Genomic DNA, 17,438 nt, shown 5'->3' on the forward strand with positions numbered 1-17,438 from the left:
TGCTCTACCGCGGCGACGCCTTCTCCGACGCGCTGATGTTCCGCGCCGTGACTGCCTCGCCCACGCTCACCTCATCCCCGGCATCGACCCTTGCCAGGATCTCCGTGCGGAAAGCGCCGGCAAATAAGCCGGTGTGCTCCAGCAGCAAGGCGCCGGTGGCAAGGACGGTGAAGGTCAGGATGGCGAAAGAAATATGACGGGAGGTCTCCATGATCTCACGCCCTGATTTGCGGGCTACGAACGGGTCCATCGCAGAAAATACGATCCCCAAAATGTCGAGACTGCAATACGAAATGGCCAAAACCAACTGTCGACAAGATGAATACGGTCTCCGGCAGAGAAGAACTGTAAGTTTTTCAGACACTGTACCCGCTCAGCGAGTATGCATTGTCCCGCTAAAGATACGTTTTTCCATGGAGAATCATAGGCCTGATCGAAGTATTACCCCATGGGGCATTTGTCGTATGTAATCTTTGGTATATATCGCTTTAATCTTTTCCCAAGAAATTTAAGCTAACAAATAGAATATTGCCTTTGAATATATGAGGAGTTCGCCGGATGAATACGGCTGTCGCGCCCAAGGTGCCGGTTCCCGACGTTGCGGGTCAGATCACCTATGCCATGCGCTCCATGGGCGTCGCGCCGATACCGCGCAATTACCAACTCTTCTACGAGGCCTATATCGGCTCCAATCCAGCCCTCACCCGCGAGCTTGCGGCCCTCGGCGGCCAGGTGACCCAGGCCGAACTCGATGCGCTCGGCGCGCAGCACTTCACCCACAGCCCGGCCCGTGTCTTCGACGATGCCCATACGCGCATTGCCGGCGAACTCGATGGCCTGCTGCGCATTCTCAGGCAGGAGCAGAGTTCGCTCGAAAGTTACACCAGACTGCTCGGCGAGACCCACAAGCGCATCACCTCCAAGAGCAACGCCAGCGTCGAACTGATCGAAAACGCCATCGATCTCCTGAGCCAGGCGACCGGCGACACCATGGCGCATGGCGAACGCACCGTCGAGGACGTCGTCCAGCGCTCGCAGGAGATGGATCAGGTCCGCAAGGAACTCGACGAATACAAGCGCATCGCCAACACCGACTCGCTGACGCGCCTTTCCAACCGCCGCGCCTTCGACGACCGCCTTGCCGCCATTTTCGACAATTCGAGCATGCGGCCGGTGACGGCGCTGCTGCTCTGCGACATCGACAATTTCAAGAAGATCAACGACACCTACGGCCATCCGGTCGGCGACAAGGTGCTTGCCACGGTCGCCTCCGTCATCCGCAGCAATGTCCGCCGTGACATCTTCGTTGCCCGCACCGGCGGCGAGGAGTTCGCCCTCATCATCGATGGCAACACGCCCGAGGAAGTGACCGCGATCGCCGAGCGCATTCGTCGCACGCTGGAGACGACGCCCTTCAAGAACTCCCGTACGCGGGTGAATTACGGTCCGGTCACCGTCTCGATCGGCATCTGCATGGCCTCCAGCGCCGGGGATGCCGGCGAACTCTATAGCAAGACCGACATCGCGCTTTATGGCGCCAAGAATGCCGGCCGCAACTGCACCATCCTCTATCAGGACGGCATGCAGAAGGATTTCACCAAGAGCTGGCTGATCTACAAGACCTGACGGCCCCACGCTGTCACCGGTAGATGACGGGTGACGGTTTAGTTTGTCGGCAAACCCCGTTCTTTACTCGGCGTCATTCTCGGCCCTGTGCCGAGCATGACGAAAGAGAAGTTGGCCGACTTGTCAGCAGTCTGAGCCGTGGGTGACGATGCTTTACCACATCGTCTTTGCAGCCCGCCCCGGCCATTCCCGGTCGTAGGTTTCCTGGTCGAAATCGCCGGTCGCTGCCTTCAGCATCTGTCCTGGCGTCGGCAGCTTCGCCGGATCGGCGAAGTGTTCTCCATTCCAGAGCTCGGCCCGCATCACGGCGCGCGCGCACTGGAAATAGACCTCGTCGATCGAAATGACGACGACGGTGCGCGGATGTTTGCCGTCCATCTCGAAGCTTGAAAGCAGCGCCTCATCGTCTGAGACGACGCCGCGGCCGTTGATGCGCATCGTCGTGTTCGAGCCGGGGATCAGGAACATCAGCGCCAGCCGCGGATCGCGCACGATGTTGGAAAGCGAATCGACACGGTTGTTGCCGCGCCAATCCGGCAGATGCAGCGTCTCGTCGTCGATGACGCGCACCACGCCGCCAAGATCGCCGCGCGGCGAACAGTCGAGCCCTTCCGGCCCGACAGTCGCAAGCGCCGCGAAAGGTGAGATCTCGATCATCTCACGATAGAGCGGGGTCAATTGCTTCGTCACCTTGGTAACGGAGGCCGGCGAAAGTCCGGCGCCATAGATCGTGTTGAGCTCTTCGATGCTGCTGATGATTTTCATGAGGCGTCCCGCCGCGGCTTGATCTTCGCGACGGACGCTACAATGCCGCGCGCCTTGCCGGAAGCTCAAAAAACGGAATGATCTCCGCATCTTTTTTGATGCTTTCATCAGGAGCTTCACCCACTCCCCGATCGCCTTCGAGAAACGCCGCGATCGCGGCAAGAACCGGTGCGGCGCCGATGATGCGACGGTGGCCGAAGCCGTTCGCCCAGAGAAGCCGAACGCCCTTTCCTGCCGCGCCGTAGCGCCTGGCATGGAGAGACGACACCTCCTTGTCGTCCTCGGCATGGATGACGAGCACCGGCCGGCCGATCTCGCCCGCCGCTTCGCCGGCGTCGAAGTCCTCAAGTCTCCGTCCGGTGACGCGATGGACCTCATTCTCCAACGCCGCTTGCGCTGCAGGGCGAAGGCCGATCATCCGGCCGAAATCGGTAAACAGCCAGCCCATCTCGCTCGGCGCGCCGATCAGCACCAGTCGCTCGCCGGTGACAGGCGCCACACCAGGCAGCAGCCCCGCCGCCGAGACCATCAGCGCCGCACCGCCGAAGGAATGGCCGATTGCCGCATCGAAGGCGCCGAAGCGCGCCTCGACCGCCGCAATCGTCTCGACGGCAAGCCCCATATGCAGGAAGCGTCCGCCCGAACATCCGTGGCCGGGAAAATCGAGCGCCACGACCTCCGCCCCCGTTGCCGAAAGCATCGAGACGAGCTCGGCCATATATGCGGCGCTGGAGCCCCAGCCATGCGTCACCAGGTAGCGCTTGCGTTTGCCCCTCGCCCCGCCGTTCAGCCGATAGGCATGCGCTTGGCGCCCGCCGGCAAGCCTGAGGGTGAAGCGTTCGGCGCTGGCAAGCCGGGCCGCGCCCACTGCATGCGCCGCCCTCGCCTTGGCTCCCTTCGGCCTTGTCGACGGTGTCCGGCAGAACAGCTGGAACGCTGCTCTGCCTGCCAGATCAGGCGAAACCGCCTGTAGAGCCGAAAACCCGAGGCGGGTGACGTCGAGCGCAAAGTTTGCCATAGTGGGATTCCAAAAGACTGTTCAACACTGAACAATAAAGTACAACGATGAACAAAAATCAATCCCTTCCCTGGGATCATCCGCGTTTTCGCAGCTGGATCGCGGTGGCTCGCGCCTGCCAGCTGATGCAACAATCCCTCGCCCGCTCGCTTGCCGATCTCGACATCAAGCCGCCGCACCTCGATATCTTGGTCAATCTCTACCGTTTTGAGGGCATCTCGCAGCAGGAGCTGGCGCGCAAGCTGCTGGTCGGCCGCTCCAATATGAGCATGCTCTTGCCGCAGATGGAGAAGCGCGGTCTGATCCTTCGCCGCGATGACGAGCGCGACAAGCGCGTGCTGCGCCTCTATTTGACGCCAGAGGGTCGAAAGCTCAGTGAGCAAGCCATGGCCATCCAGACCGGCCTCATCGACCGCGTGCTGTCAGACGAGCCGATCGAGCAATGCATGGCGACCGCCGATTCGATGGAGCGCATCATCACCGTTCTGCTGAAAGATCTGCGCGACGAGGACTGATGTTCAATGCAGCGTCGGCGCGGCCGTCGTGCCGGTCAGCGAGTGATATTCCCAGGCGGCGACGATGATCAGCACCAGCGTCGCCAGAATGCCCATCAAATAGACCTCGATGAAGGGTGCGGCGAAGGCGAGCAGGATCAGAAACACGAGGCCGGCAAGATGCGATAGCGGCAGCTGGCCGCCGGTCGCGCCCTTGAACCAGAGATTGCCGATCAGGAACAGGCCGGAGCCGCCGAGCACGGCCGCGGCGATGCCGAGATTGCCGGTCTCGTGCGGATGCGAGAACATGAATTCGACCGCGACCGCATGGACGATGATGCCGGCAAGGATAGGGATATGCCCATAGGTGAAGGCCTGCCGCGCCAAGCTGCCCGGTGTCTCTTCATGCTCGATGCGGTGGGCCGCGCGCCCGTGGCCGAAGCGGAAATAGAGCCACCACATGGCGACCGTGCCGATAAAGCCGGTGACGAAGACGATGCTGGTCAGCCCGGAGAACGGCAGCTCCGAAAAGGTGCGGCCGGAAACGAGGATCGCTTCGCCGAGGCAGATGATGACGAAGAGCGCACAGCGCTCGGCCATATGCGCGCCGGAAACATCCCAGTCGCGCGCCGTCGAGCGCCCGAGCCCAGGTACGGCAAAGCCCGCAGCCGGCCCGGCATATTCGATCGCAAGCGCAATCACCCAGGCGATCAGCCGGGCTTCATGCTCGAGCAGCCCGCCGGCAATCCAGAAGACCCCGGCAACCACGAGCCAAGTGGTGATGCGAACGAAATTAAGCGTGTTGGGGCGGTCAACACGCGTCATCGCATAGGTCGTAAACAGCGAGCGCCCGACCTGCATCGCCACATAGGCGCCGGCAAACAGCAGCCCCTTGTCGCCGAACGCCTCGGGGATAGAGGCAGACAGCAGCAGCCCGAGCATCATCAGCGCCACCAGCATGCCGCGCACCGGCATTTTCTCGGGATCGAGCCAGTTCGTCACCCAGGCGGTGAAGATCCATACCCACCAGACGGCGAAGGTCATCAGCGCCGCTTCGGCGGCACCGAGCGGCGTGTAGTGGGCGGCGAGCGCATGCGAGAGCTGCGAGATCGAAAAGACGAAGACCAGGTCGAAGAACAGTTCGAGGAAGGTCACCTTGCTGCCGCTGGCGCTACCCTTGGCGCGCAGCCAGTTCTTTCCGTTCGTTTTCGCCATATGGCCCCCCGATGGCTGGAATTATGTGTGGATTGAAAGCGATAGCGGCGCTCTCGTGACCCTCAGCGCGGCTTCTCCGCCGTGTCGCGGTTCATGCCCTTTTCGCTGAGCTCGTCCTCGTAGGCGGAAAACAGCTCAGCGCCCCGTTCGCCGAGCTCGCGCAGATAGGTCCAGGTGTAGATGCCGGTATCGTGCATGTCGTCAAAACCGATCCGGACGGCGTAATTGCCGGTCGGCATCATCGAGATGATCGCGACATTGCGCTTGCCGGGCACCGTCACCTTCTGCCCCGGCCCGTGGCCCTGCACCTCGGCCGAGGGCGACAGCACGCGCAAGAGCTCTGCCGACAGGTCGAAGCTCTGGCCGTCGTTGAAGGTCACCACCAGCCGCTGCCTGTCTTTCGAGACGCGAAGTTCGCTCGGCCAGATATCGCTCATCATTTTGTCCTCTTCTCATGCGAGGAGTAGGCGCTGATCTTTTTCAGCGCAAGCTGAAATTGGCATGCTCGCGAGGGCAGTTTCCCTTGACGCGACAATAGCATATGCCCACATTGATGAGAGTACGGAGATACAGGTGAACACCAGAGTTGGAACGATAGGCAATGCATCGCCGCTGGTGGCAGGTGCGGACCCGATGATCGACCCCTTCGGGCGGGCGGTCACCTATCTCCGCGTCTCCGTCACCGACCGCTGCGATTTCCGCTGCACCTATTGCATGGCGGAGAACATGACCTTCCTGCCGAAGAAGGATCTCTTGACGCTGGAGGAGCTCGACCGGCTCTGTTCCGCCTTCATCGCCAAGGGTGTCAGCAAGATCAGGCTGACCGGCGGCGAGCCATTGGTGCGCAAGAACATCATGTATCTGGTTCGCCAGCTCGGCCAGAAGATCGGTTCCGGCCTCGACGAGCTGACGCTGACGACCAATGGCTCGCAGCTTTCCCGCCATGCCGAGGAGCTCTATGATTGCGGCGTGCGTCGCATCAACGTTTCACTCGATACGCTCGATCCCGACAAGTTCCGCAAGATCACCCGCTGGGGCGATTTCGCCAAAGTCATGGAAGGCATCGATGCGGCTCAGAAAGCCGGGTTGAAGATCAAGCTCAACGCCGTGGCGCTGAAGGATTTCAACGATGCCGAGATGCCGGAGCTCCTGCGCTTCGCCCATGGCCGCGGCATGGATTTGACCGTTATCGAAACCATGCCGATGGGCGAGATCGAAGAAGACCGCACCGACCGGTACCTACCGCTTTCGAAACTGCGCGCTGATCTTGAAGACCAGTTCACCCTTGCCGACATCGATTACCAGACCGGTGGCCCGGCGCGTTACGTCAGGGTCGAGGAAACCGGCGGCCGCCTCGGCTTCATCACGCCGATGACGCATAATTTCTGCGAGAGCTGCAACCGCGTGCGCCTCACCTGCACCGGCACGCTCTACATGTGCCTCGGCCAGAACGACGCCGCAGATCTCCGCGCCGCACTCCGCGCCACCGAAGACGACGCCCTCCTCCATGCCGCCATCGACGAGGCCATCACCCGCAAACCCAAAGGCCACGACTTCATCATCGACCGCACGCACAATCGCCCGGCCGTCGCCCGGCATATGAGTGTCACCGGAGGGTGAGACGCGGTCCCGCAAAGCGGGAGCGATCGATCCAGTGAATCGATCGCAGCGCCGAACGCCCTGAGCCACGCGAAGGGCCGGGATACGGTGCGGCAGTCTCCCTCTTCTCTTCTCCCCAGCGGGGAGAAGGTGGCCCGAAGGGTCGGATGAGGGGGCCACACGGCACGCCATTCATTGCCCTTCGCTTAAGCGCAGCGCATTCGCTCCTGACGTCGCTCACCCCCTCATCTGCCCTGACGGGCATCTTCTCCCCGCTGGGGAGAAGAGGGAGCCGCATCCCCATCACCCAGGCTTGCGCGCACAGATCGCAAACCGGTCCTGCACCATGCGCTCGAGCCCGCGCAGGAACGGCATCTTGCGGGCCTGCGCCCAATGGATATCGGCAAGCTTGCGGTCGACGACAATATCCGTAAATCCGGCTTGGCGCAGAAGATCGACGACTGCTTCGGCCGGCATCTGGGTAGAGAAATGCACGCGTGAGCGGATCTTCTGGTGCCGCGCCATCATCTCCGGCGTCATGTGGCTCGCCGCCGGCTTGCCGGTCACCTTCGTCCAGAACTTCTGCAGGCCCTTGACCCAGTTTTCCTTGCCCATATTGCCGTCGAGGATCAGCACCTTGCCGCCCGGCTTCAGCACTGCGAACCATTCCTTAAAGGCAGAAGCCGGGTCCACCAGCGTCCAGACGAGATGCCGATTGGTGATAACGTCGTAGCTTTCCCGTGGCTCCATCGTGTTTTCGGCGTCGCCGGACACGAAGCGGATATCGGTGCCGCGCTTCTTCGCCTTGGCGCGCGCCTGCGCCAGCATCGCATCCGACCAGTCGAGGCCGGTGACTGCAAAGCCGGCACCATGCATCAGATGCGAGATGACGGCGGTGCCGCAGGCAAGATCGAGTGCCGCGCGCCCTTGGCCCTCACCCAGATGTTTTCTGATCAGCCGCTGCCAGCCTTTCCGCTCCGCTTCCGAAAAGATTTCATGACCGACGCTCTGGTCGAAGGTCGCCGCCCGTTCCGACCAGAAATCGCGGATTTCATCGCGGATGGAGTAGTTCGTATTCATGGAATTCATCTGAGGCACCCCGGCATCGGATCAGTTTGGAAACGCTCTAAAACATATAACTTGATTCATAAAGTCATATTTCTTATGCCTGCGGACATTATTCAGACCTCGGGGGAATTTCCAGATGAATTTCGTGAAAATGCTCGCAGTCTCCGCAGCGGCGATTGCGAGCCTGATGCCGCTTTCGGCCTGGGCGCAGTCCTTCACCGTCAAGGATGTGGCGGGTCGCGAAGTGACCTTCGACAAGCCGGTCGAGCGTGTGATCCTTGGGGAAGGCCGCATGCTCTACGCGGTCGCGCCGATCGAGAAGGAAGATCCCTTCGCCAAGATCGTCGGCTGGCGCAACGATCTCTGGACCACCGACAAGGACGGCTTCAACGCCTATGTCGAAAAGTTTCCGAAGGGCAAGGACCTGCCCTTCCTCGGTAACCTCACAGACGGCACGCTGCAGACCGAAACGGTCGTCAAGCTTCATCCCGATGTACTGCTGCTGCCGATCGGCAACAAGGCGGCCGCCGACGAGGTGAAGCTCGAGGACATGCTGAACGGCATCGGCGTCAAGATCGTCTATATCGATTTCCGCGAGCATATCCTCGCCAACACCGAGCCGAGCCTGAAGATCCTCGGCCAGATCTTCGGCCATGAGGACCGCGCCGAAGCCGTGGCCAGCTTCTGGAAAGAGCAGCTGGCCCGCGTGACGGACAGACTGAAGGCCGCCAATCCGCCGAAGCCGAATGTCTTCATGTATCGCGCCGCCGGCCTGGTGGAGTGCTGCGGCACCTTCGGTCCTGACAATTTCGGCTTGATGGTCGATTGGGCCGGCGGCCACAATCTCGGCTCCGATTTTCTGCCTGGCTATACCGGCTCGATCAATGCCGAGCAGGTCGTCGCCTCCAATCCTGACGTCATCGTCGTCACCGGCTCCAACTGGAGCCAGACCAAGAATGCCAAGGACTTTGTGAATGTCGGCCCGAATGCGGCAGCCACCTTCGACGACAGCCGCAAGGCTCTGAACACGCTGATGGAAAACCCTGCCTTCACCGGCTCCAGGGCGGTTGCCGGCGGCAATGTCCACGCGATCTGGCACCAGTTCTATACCAGCCCCTACCAGTTCGTCGCCGTCCAGCAACTGGCCAAGTGGTTCCATCCGAACCTCTTTGCCGATCTCGATCCAGATGCCACCTTCAAGGAATTCCACGAAAAATTCCTGCCGGTCGCCTATCAGCCGGGTTACTGGGTCGACGCCAAGGCGGGTCACTAATCCGACATGGCCGAGATCGCCGCCATATCGATCGAAGCGGAAGCCGGGAGGGAGCGCTACCGCGCCCTCGCCCGGCGCAAGCTGCTGATCCTTGCCGCCATGACGGCTGCGCTCTGCCTGTCCTTTGCCGTCGATCTCGCCTGGGGCCCGGCCCGCTACAGCCTTAGTGAAGTCGTCGCCGCCCTTCTCGACCCCTCCTCCGTTTCGGATCAGGTGCGCGCCGTCGTCTGGGGCATCCGCATGCCGGTTGCCGTGATGGCGATCGTCGTCGGCGCATCGCTCTCCGTCGCCGGCGCCCAGATGCAGACGATCCTCGCCAATCCGCTCGCCAGCCCCTTCACCCTCGGCATTTCGGCGGCGGCAAGCTTCGGTGCCGCCTTGCCATCGTCACCAGCGTTCCGCTTCTGCCTGTTGCAGCCGGACTGCTGGTGCCGGTCAACGCCTTCATCATGGCGCTGATCGCCACGCTCTTCATCCATTTCGTCTCGCAGGCCCGGGGCGTCTCGGTGCAGACGGTGGTGCTGCTCGGCATCGCGTTGGTCTTCACCTTCAATGCGGCTCTCGCCTTCCTGCAATATCTCGCCTCCGAACAGGCACTGTCGGCCGTCGTCTTCTGGACGATGGGCAGCCTCACCAAGGCCACCTGGCCAAAGATCTGGGTGACGCTCGCCGTTCTGCTGATCGCCCTGCCGCTCTTTGCCCGCAACGCCTGGGCGCTGACCGCGATCCGCCTCGGCGAGGACAAGGCCGCAAGCTTCGGCGTCAATGTCCGCCGCATCCGGCTGGAAACCATGCTGATCGTCTCGCTGCTTGCCGCAGCGCCTGTGAGCTTCGTCGGCACGATCGGCTTCGTCGGCCTCGTCGGACCGCATATCGCGCGCATGATCCTCGGCGAGGATCAGCGCTTCTTCCTGCCGGGCTCGATCCTGTCGGGCGCGCTGCTGCTCTCGCTGACCTCGATCGTCTCGAAGTCGATCATCCCCGGCGTCGTCTTCCCGATCGGCATCATCACGGCGCTGGTCGGCGTGCCCTTCTTTTTCTCGCTCATCCTCTCGAACAGGAGCCGGTCGTGGTAGCACTACAGTTGCAGTCGGTCGGCGCCTATCACGGCCGCAAGCTCTTCGTCGAGGACGTGACGACGCCAGTGATGACATCGGGCGAGGTCGTGGCCGTGATCGGCCCGAACGCCGCCGGCAAGTCGACGCTGTTCAAACGCATCACCGGCCTGCTCAAGGGGCCGGGCCATGTCGTCGTCGAAGGGTCGAAGACGAAAAACGCCATCAGCTACATGCCGCAGGATACCTCGGCAAACGCGGTGCTAACCGTCTACGAATCCATCCTTCTCGCCCGCAAGCAGGGCCAGTCCTGGGCCGTCAGCGACAGTGATCTCCGCTTCATCGACGAGATCATGACGGCGCTTGATATGTCAGCCATCGCCTTCCGCGATCTCGGCGCACTCTCCGGCGGCCAGCGCCAGCTCGTCTCGATCGCCCAGGCGCTCGTCCGCGAGCCCGAGATCATGCTGATGGACGAACCAACAAGCGCGCTCGACCTCCATCGCCAGGTCGAGGTTCTCGACTTCATGCGCCGCCAGGCTCGCGCCAAGGGCATGATCGTCCTGATCGCCATCCACGACCTCAACCAGGCGCTCCGCTTCGCCGACAAGGTCCTCGTCATCGCCAACGGCCGCATGCACGCCTGCGGCAATCCCCGCGACGTCGTCACCACCGAGATGCTGCGGGAGATCTACAGGGTCGAGGCCCGGGTAGAGAAATGCTCGATGGAGTACGACCACGTGATCGTGGATGGGACAGCGCATTGAGGCTGCCAAAATCAGTCTGCCTCATCAGTTGATCAATCGCTGCGCGGTAAACTTGTCCGTAACAAGCATGTCGATGACCCCCACCCGGAGCGCGCCTGCGATAGCCTCAGTCTTTTTGGATCCGCCGGCAAGAGCAATGACCCGGTCCACCCGTTCGAGATCCTCGAGTGGAAGCCCTATGACCCGGTCGTCCAGGGGTGTCTTGACCGGCTTGCCGTTTTTATCGAAGAAGCGAAGTGAGATATCGCCGACGGCTCCCGCTTCCGCGAGATCCGACAGTTCGCGAGACGAAAAGATGTTGCCGGACCGTGCGAGAAGTTCGGACGGCTCGACTGCTCCGATTCCGACAATCGCAAGCGTTATGCTGCCGAACAAGTCCATCGTCTCCCGAACGTATGGATCGGCCTGCATAAGAAATTTTGCCTCTCTGGACGTCGTAACGCCCTGCACAGCGAGCAGTTTTGGCTCAGCGCCGGTCAGCCGAGCAAGCCGCGTGGTAAGCTGCGTCGCATGCGTCTGCACTGAAGGATCGCCCATGCCTCCAAGGGTTTGGACGATGTACTTCGCCTGAGCGCTCTTCAGGGGATGAATGTTCTCGACCATCTTGGAGATGGTCTGGCTCCAACTCGAGACCCCGATGATTTCCCCTGGCGCAAGCGTCACTTCCAAGAGATGAGCCGCTGCCTCTCCGATACGGGCCATGATGGCTCCGTCCCGATCTTCCGTGCACTCAACGACGATCGCCTCCGGCAAATCATATTTCTCGCGAAGCGCGCCCTCCAGCTCGCTGTAGGTGCCAACGGGGGGAGTCACGCTGGTTCGCACAATATCTTCAGCCTCGGCGCGTTTAAGCATGCGCGACACTGTCGCCTGCGACAGGCGAAGGTGCTCTGCGATCTCCGCCTGTCGCCGTCCCTCCAAGTGGTACATCTGGGCGACCCTTGAGATGAGGCGGAGTTCATTGAGGCGAGTCATCGCTGATCCTAGGGTGAATTTTTATTCATCATTAGCCGTTGTTTCGCGGGACGTCGAGCGGGCAAGTGCATCATTCCATGTATTCAGAAGCACCGCTCGATCCATGGGTTCCGGGTCAATGATATGTGAGCTCCGGGGCAGCTCTGCGATAACATGAAGATCGCTCCACAAGCCAAGTGAGAGACCCGCGAGATATGCGGCCCCCAAAGCCGAGGCCTCGGGTGCTTCGCATTGGATCACGGGATGTTCGATGAGGTTTGAGACACACTGCATCAGGAAGCGGTTTTGGCTCGGTCCGCCATCCACATAGAGCGCCCCGAGCTCGCCGCCGCTTTGTGCTCGCATGGCGGCGATCACGTCGTGCACCTGGAGGGCGATCGAGTCGGTTACCGACCGCGCCATTTGCGCACGTGTCGTATTGAAGTTGATCTGGGAGAACAGGGCACGGGCGTCGGAGTTCCAATAGGGTGCGCCCAATCCCACGAATGCTGGCACGAAGCCCGGTCCGCCCGGTTCGGCGCTCGCCGCAAGTTCGACAAGGGCCGCCACGTCCGAAAGGCCGAGAATGCCTGCCATCCAGGGGAGACTGGCGGCGCAAACGAGAATATTGCCTTCGAAAGCGAAAGTCGGCTTTCCATTGAGACGCCATGCGACGGTCGTTGTGACGCCATTGCGTGGGGGAATAAATCGCGGAAGCGTCGTCATCACCGAAGAGCCGGTTCCGAAGGTTACCTTGCCATCACCCGGCTTGAATGCACCATGACCGAACAGCGCAGCATGACTGTCTCCGATCACGGCCATTATCGGAGTTCCATCCGGCACGCCTGGCAACCCTTGCGTCCTGCCGAAGTCGGCAGAGCTGTCGAGTACCTCGGGGAGGAGCGCGATATCCACGCCGAAAATCTCGCCAAGTTCCTCGCTCCATCTCTGCTCCTGGAGATCGAACAACTGGCTCCTGGCGGCATTGGAAGCATCGCAGGCATGCCGGCGCCCGCCCGTCAGGCAGTGGACGAGCCAACTGTCGACCGTTCCCAGCCGCACCGATCGCCCGGCCGGAATACGGTCGAGCAGCCATCGGAATTTCGAACCGGGGAACATCGGATCCAGTGGTAGGCCTGTGAGCGCCTGCACACGGTGAAGGTGGCCTTCGACAATGAGACGTTCGCAATCTTGTGCCGTTCGACGGCACTGCCAGCTCACCACCGGTCCAAGTGCTTCTCCCGTTTCGGCGTCCCAAGCAGTGACTGACTCGCGCTGATTGGAAATCGCCACGGCCTCGACAGCCACGTCCGGGGCGGCGTTCAGGCAGGCGTCGATTGCCTCGCAGACGGATGCATAGAGCCTGCGTGGGTCTTGTTCGACCCAGCCTGGTTTCGGATAGGTGATGCCGACCGGAGCCGAACCTCTCCCAACAATTTCTCCCTTTTCGGAAACGAGAACTGCCTTTGAATTGGTCGTGCCCTGGTCAACTGCCAGAATTGCCCGCATTCTATCCTCCCCAGATCAGACGGCAGCCGGGGCGACAAAAAGCGTCCGGGCTGATCACGTGATCCCAGTTATTTGCGCCTGATCAGCGACTGCGCCGCGTCGGCGATTGCGGACGGCGCCATCCCGAATTCATCGAGCAGGAATTCTGCCGAACCGGTCGGAGCGTAGACGCCGGGAACTCCGAGACGTTTCATCGGGACTGGAGCATTGTCGACCACCACTTCGGCTACCGCGGAACCGAGCCCGCCGAAGATCGAATGCTCTTCGGCTGTGACGATCGCTCCGGTTTCCTTCGCCGCGGCGATGATGGCATCCTCGTCGATCGGACGAACCGTTGCAAGGTTGAGCACCCTGGCGTTGATACCGCGTTCTGCGAGGATCTCGGCAGCCTTTAGGATTCGATGAGTCAAAGTGCCGTTTGCGATAAGGGTGACGTCAGAACCCTGGCGAAGGAGGTTTGCCTTGCCAAGTTCGAACTTGTGACCCTCCGGAAGGAGGTCAGGCACACCTACGCGAGACAGACGCAGGAAGCAGGGGCCTTTGTAGGCCGCGGCCCACTCAACCGCAGCAGCTGTTTCGATGCGGTCACAAGGCGCAATGACCGGAAGATTGGGCAGAACCCGCGTCCAGGCAAAGTCCTCGATCGAGTGATGGGTCGGGCCGAGTTCGCCATACGCCATTCCAGAAGAAATGCCGACCAGCTTGACGTTGGCATTCGAATACGAAATATCGGCCTTGATCTGCTCCAGCGACCGTCCCGTTAGAAACGGAGCGGCGGCGCACACGAACGGAAGGCGTCCGCCATTGGCGAGGCCCGCTCCAACCCCCACCATGTTCTGCTCGGCGATACCGACATTTACCAGGCGCTCTCCGAACTTCGCCTTGAAGCCGCCGAGCTTGGAGGAACCCACGGAGTCGTTGCAGACGGCAACGATCGTTTCGTTTTCGGCTGCCAGCCGCTCAAGCGTAGTGGCGAATGCGTCGCGGCAATCGTAGAGCTTGGGTGCGTTTATTGGCGCGTTCATTACAATGCCTCCGACAATTCTGCCAATGCGATTTCGTATTGTTCCTTGCTCGGTACCTTGTGGTGCCAGTCGACTCGGTCTTGCATGAACGAGATTCCATGCCCCTTGTTGGTGTGGGCCACGATGCAATGCGGTCTCGATCCCCGGTATTCGAGGGCTGAAACGACTTCGCTCATAGTGTTCCCGTTGATCTCGGTGACTTCCCAATCGAAAGCTTCAAGCTTCGGACGAAGCGGGGCGAGATCGTTGGTTTCCGCCAGGGCGGCGCCCTGCTGGAACCTGTTGTGGTCGATGACCAGCGTCAAGTTATCGAGCTTGAACTGCGCGGCCGCCATGATCGCTTCCCAGTTGGAGCCCTCCTGCATCTCACCGTCGCCCGTGACGACGTAGGTGTGATATTTTGCGCCTGAGAGCTTGGCGGCTTTTGCCATCCCTATTGCGACTGGAAGGCCGTGGCCGAGCGGCCCGGTATTCGTTTCGACGCCAGGGACCTTATTGCAATTTGGATGCCCGTTCAGCCTCGAGTGCGGCTGCAAAAAGGTGGAAATCTCTTCCTCCGGGATGAAGCCGCGTTTTGCGAGCGTCACATACAGAGCGCATGCCGTATGTCCCTTCGAAAGAACGAACCTGTCGCGGTCGGGGTGCTTCGGCTGATCGGGCCAAACATTCAGCACACGAAAATAGAGGGCAGTCAAAATGTCGATGACCGACATCTCCCCGCCAATATGGCCGGCGCCCGCTTCAAAGACCGCCTGGAGATCGCGCAATCGGATCTCGCGAGCGACCCGCTCGAGTTCTGTCGTATTCATGGATTCCTCTCATGCATAAATATTCAGTTATCAATATTTTTGCACAAGACACCGATTAGTCAAGCCCTTTAAGCAATGCTCCGGCAGATGCAAGTCTAGAAAATCCTATTGACAGCTCGGAGGCAACTTGTTAATGAATTTTCCAGCATCAGTGAATATTTATTCGTCGAGTGAATTAGCGAATAGCCTAGGCATAGGGAGGAACAATGGTGGCGCTCGATATCAATGAACACGGGCTTTCGTCCGGCGCCTGGTTGAGCAAGCTCAAGGGCGCCACCGGCCCACTCGTGGGGCTGCTCGCGCTTTGCGTCTTTCTGAGCCTTAGCACCGACACGTTTCTTTCGGTTCGCAACGGCCTCAACATCCTCGATCAGATCACTGTCCTCGGCATCATGGCCGTCGGTATGACCTTTGTCATTCTGATCGGCGGCATCGATCTCTCCGTCGGCTCGGCGCTCGCTCTTGCGATGATGGTCATGGGCTGGACTGCGAATGTCGCCGGCCTACCGCTGCCGGTCGGGATCGCTTTTGCTCTGGTCGCAGCGGGCGTTTCGGGGCTGATCGTCGGACTTCTGGTGACGCAGTTCAGGGTTCCAGCCTTTATTGCCACTCTTGCGATGATGTCCGCGGCGCGCGGCGTCGCAAATATGATCACGGACGGCCAACAGATCGTCGGATTCCCCGACTGGTTCATGATGCTGGCAATCGATCGCCATTTCGGCGTGTTGACAGCCACTGTGTTTCTCATGCTTGCGGTTGTTCTTGCCGCGTGGCTTTTCCTGCACTTCCGGTCCGAAGGTCGCATGCTCTACGCGGTGGGAGGAAATCCGGAAGTCGCTCGGCTGGCGGGTATCAACGTCCCGCTCGTGACGATTGGCGTCTACGTCGCAAGTTCAGTCCTTGCGGGGCTCGCAGGCATCGTGCTCGCCGCGCGGCTGGATTCCGTTCAGCCGTCCAGTGGTCTGGGCTATGAGTTGGACACCATTGCCGCGGTCGTCATCGGCGGGACTTCGCTCTCTGGCGGTGCGGGCGGCATCGGTGGAACGCTGATCGGCGTTCTTATCATCGGCGTCCTTCGCAACGGTCTCAACCTTCTCAACGTCTCACCGTTCCTGCAGCAGGTGATCATCGGCATCGTCATCGTGCTCGCGGTCGGCGCGGAGACCATTCGTCGGCGTCGCGCCTGACGAGCGGGGTTCGCCGGGTTGGCGCACCCAGAATTCCGCTCCAAAAATTTGGGTCGGATCAATACCCCGAGGGGGAGGACACACCCGAGGGTTCCATCTAACAACGGAGGAAATACAATGAAAATTGCGCGCACCATGCTCGCGTCTGCTGCACTGCTCGGTCTCATGCTCGGCCCAGTACACGCGGCGGAACTGAAGAAGCTCGGCTTGGCCGTTGCCAACCTTCAGGCAAACTTCTTCAACCAGATCAAACAATCCGTCGAAGCCGAAGCCAAGAAGCGCGGCATCGAAGTCATCACAGTCGACGCAAAGGGCGACGGGCCGACACAGGTCAATCAGATCCAGGATCTCCTGACCCAGAAAATCGACGCGCTGATCTACATTCCGGCAGGTGCGGCGGCTGCGACCGTTCCGGTCAAGCTCGCAAAGAGCGCTGGTATTCCGGTCGTGAACGTTGACCGCAACGCCGAGGGAGCACCCGGCGATACCTTCCTTGCAACGGATTCCGTCGCGTCTGCCAAGGCCGTGTGCGACTACATCCTGAAGGAAGCCGGCGGCAAGGGGAAGATGGTCATCATCCACGGCCAGAAGGGCACGACGCCGGAAGTCGATCGTTCGAAGGGCTGCGCTGAATCTCTCAAGGCATATCCGGACGTCAAGGTTGTCGCCGAACAGTTCTCGAACATCTGGAGCCAGGACGAAGGATTCCAGATCATGCAGAATATGCTGCAGGCAAATCCGGACGTTTCGATCGTGTTCGCCCAGGCCGACGGTCTCGCCCTTGGCGCCGCGCAGGCGATCAAGGTCGCCAATCCTTCCCAGAAGATCGTGGTTGGCGGCTTCGATGGTGACACCGCAGCTCTCGAAGCGCTCAGCAAGGGCGTCTTCAACGTAACTGCGACCCAGCAGACGCAGAAGATGGGCCGCGACGCGGTTGAAAACGCCGCCAAGCTTGTCGCCGGGGAGAAGGTGCCGCCGGTCCAGCTCATGGATGCCACGCTGACAACCAAGGAAAACGTCGCAGGCTTCATCGCCAACCATCCGTAATGAAGTCGAGGTCTTGAGGAGGTGTGC

At 60.9% G+C, this 17,438-nt stretch carries 17 protein-coding genes and 1 pseudogene; 8 read left to right on the top strand and 10 right to left on the bottom strand.

All coding sequences use genetic code 11. The features are described 5' to 3' along the window. Positions 1-4: 4 nt before the first annotated feature. Positions 5-211 carry a hypothetical protein gene (locus ELH03_RS11100; RefSeq protein WP_130659581.1) on the bottom strand — a complete coding sequence of 69 codons (207 nt, stop codon included), beginning with the start codon at positions 209-211 and terminating at the stop codon, positions 5-7. A 347-nt stretch (positions 212-558) separates the two neighbouring features. On the opposite strand from ELH03_RS11100, the gene ELH03_RS11105 reads away from it, so the two are divergent. Further along, complete coding sequence (locus ELH03_RS11105; RefSeq protein WP_018242281.1) at positions 559-1,626, top strand: GGDEF domain-containing protein; 1,068 nt, start codon at positions 559-561, stop codon at positions 1,624-1,626. 153 nt (positions 1,627-1,779) lie between these two features. Here ELH03_RS11105 and ELH03_RS11110 read toward each other — a convergent pair whose 3' ends face one another. Further along, positions 1,780-2,391: a pyridoxamine 5'-phosphate oxidase family protein gene (locus tag ELH03_RS11110; protein ID WP_130658939.1), complete on the bottom strand. Its 612-nt coding sequence runs from the start codon at positions 2,389-2,391 to the stop codon at positions 1,780-1,782. 37 nt (positions 2,392-2,428) lie between these two features. Continuing rightward, entirely contained in the window at positions 2,429-3,409 is a 981-nt protein-coding gene (locus ELH03_RS11115; protein WP_130658940.1) for an alpha/beta hydrolase, read from the bottom strand. 47 nt (positions 3,410-3,456) lie between these two features. Between ELH03_RS11115 and ELH03_RS11120 the strand changes: the two genes are divergently transcribed. Further along, the gene (locus ELH03_RS11120) at positions 3,457-3,924 is read left to right on the top strand and encodes a MarR family winged helix-turn-helix transcriptional regulator (RefSeq protein ID WP_130658941.1); all 468 of its coding nucleotides are present in this window, start codon (positions 3,457-3,459) and stop codon (positions 3,922-3,924) included. Between the two features lie 3 nt (positions 3,925-3,927). Here the strand turns inward: ELH03_RS11120 and ELH03_RS11125 are convergent, their stop codons facing one another. Further along, positions 3,928-5,118: a low temperature requirement protein A gene (locus tag ELH03_RS11125; protein WP_130658942.1), complete on the bottom strand. Its 1,191-nt coding sequence runs from the start codon at positions 5,116-5,118 to the stop codon at positions 3,928-3,930. Between the two features lie 62 nt (positions 5,119-5,180). Then, positions 5,181-5,555, bottom strand: a complete 375-nt coding sequence (locus tag ELH03_RS11130; protein ID WP_032980674.1) for a gamma-butyrobetaine hydroxylase family protein — start codon at positions 5,553-5,555, stop codon at positions 5,181-5,183. A gap of 136 nt (positions 5,556-5,691) precedes the next feature. Here ELH03_RS11130 and moaA point away from each other — a divergent pair, with 136 nt between their 5' ends. Continuing rightward, positions 5,692-6,738, top strand: a complete 1,047-nt coding sequence (moaA, locus tag ELH03_RS11135; protein WP_130658943.1) for a GTP 3',8-cyclase MoaA — start codon at positions 5,692-5,694, stop codon at positions 6,736-6,738. A gap of 282 nt (positions 6,739-7,020) precedes the next feature. Here the strand turns inward: moaA and ELH03_RS11140 are convergent, their stop codons facing one another. Further along, positions 7,021-7,806: a class I SAM-dependent methyltransferase gene (locus ELH03_RS11140; RefSeq protein ID WP_130766300.1), complete on the bottom strand. Its 786-nt coding sequence runs from the start codon at positions 7,804-7,806 to the stop codon at positions 7,021-7,023. 115 nt (positions 7,807-7,921) lie between these two features. On the opposite strand from ELH03_RS11140, the gene ELH03_RS11145 reads away from it, so the two are divergent. The 3 genes and pseudogenes from ELH03_RS11145 (at position 7,922) to ELH03_RS11155 (ending at position 10,880) form a co-directional block, all read left to right on the top strand. Beyond that, complete coding sequence (locus tag ELH03_RS11145) at positions 7,922-9,058, top strand: ABC transporter substrate-binding protein (protein WP_130766301.1); 1,137 nt, start codon at positions 7,922-7,924, stop codon at positions 9,056-9,058. Between the two features lie 6 nt (positions 9,059-9,064). Next, a pseudogene (locus ELH03_RS11150) lies at positions 9,065-10,134 on the top strand (FecCD family ABC transporter permease). Next, on the top strand, positions 10,128-10,880 hold the full coding sequence (locus tag ELH03_RS11155) for an ABC transporter ATP-binding protein (protein ID WP_130766302.1): 753 nt from the start codon (positions 10,128-10,130) through the stop codon (positions 10,878-10,880). Before ELH03_RS11150 ends, ELH03_RS11155 begins: the two are co-directional and overlap by 7 nt. A gap of 24 nt (positions 10,881-10,904) precedes the next feature. Here ELH03_RS11155 and ELH03_RS11160 read toward each other — a convergent pair whose 3' ends face one another. The 4 genes from ELH03_RS11160 to ELH03_RS11175 form a co-directional block, all read right to left on the bottom strand. Continuing rightward, positions 10,905-11,855 (bottom strand): sugar-binding transcriptional regulator, encoded by a 951-nt coding sequence (locus tag ELH03_RS11160; protein WP_130766303.1) that lies wholly within the window; start codon positions 11,853-11,855, stop codon positions 10,905-10,907. Positions 11,856-11,876: 21 nt separating this feature from the next. Continuing rightward, positions 11,877-13,343, bottom strand: a complete 1,467-nt coding sequence (locus ELH03_RS11165; protein ID WP_130766304.1) for an FGGY family carbohydrate kinase — start codon at positions 13,341-13,343, stop codon at positions 11,877-11,879. A 68-nt stretch (positions 13,344-13,411) separates the two neighbouring features. Continuing rightward, the gene (locus tag ELH03_RS11170; protein WP_130766305.1) at positions 13,412-14,368 is read right to left on the bottom strand and encodes a transketolase family protein; all 957 of its coding nucleotides are present in this window, start codon (positions 14,366-14,368) and stop codon (positions 13,412-13,414) included. Further along, entirely contained in the window at positions 14,368-15,177 is an 810-nt protein-coding gene (locus ELH03_RS11175; RefSeq protein WP_128410730.1) for a transketolase, read from the bottom strand. The genes ELH03_RS11170 and ELH03_RS11175 overlap by 1 nt, the downstream gene beginning before the upstream one ends. Positions 15,178-15,383: 206 nt before the next feature. Here ELH03_RS11175 and ELH03_RS11180 point away from each other — a divergent pair, with 206 nt between their 5' ends. Both ELH03_RS11180 and ELH03_RS11185 read left to right on the top strand, forming a co-directional pair. Further along, entirely contained in the window at positions 15,384-16,364 is a 981-nt protein-coding gene (locus ELH03_RS11180; RefSeq protein ID WP_128402706.1) for an ABC transporter permease, read from the top strand. Between the two features lie 117 nt (positions 16,365-16,481). After that, positions 16,482-17,411, top strand: coding sequence for a sugar ABC transporter substrate-binding protein (locus tag ELH03_RS11185; RefSeq protein ID WP_003569108.1), 930 nt, complete (start codon positions 16,482-16,484; stop codon positions 17,409-17,411). Positions 17,412-17,438: the final 27 nt, after the last annotated feature.

Source organism: Rhizobium beringeri (assembly GCF_004306515.1).
In the GTDB taxonomy this organism is placed as follows: Bacteria; Pseudomonadota; Alphaproteobacteria; order Rhizobiales; family Rhizobiaceae; genus Rhizobium; species Rhizobium beringeri.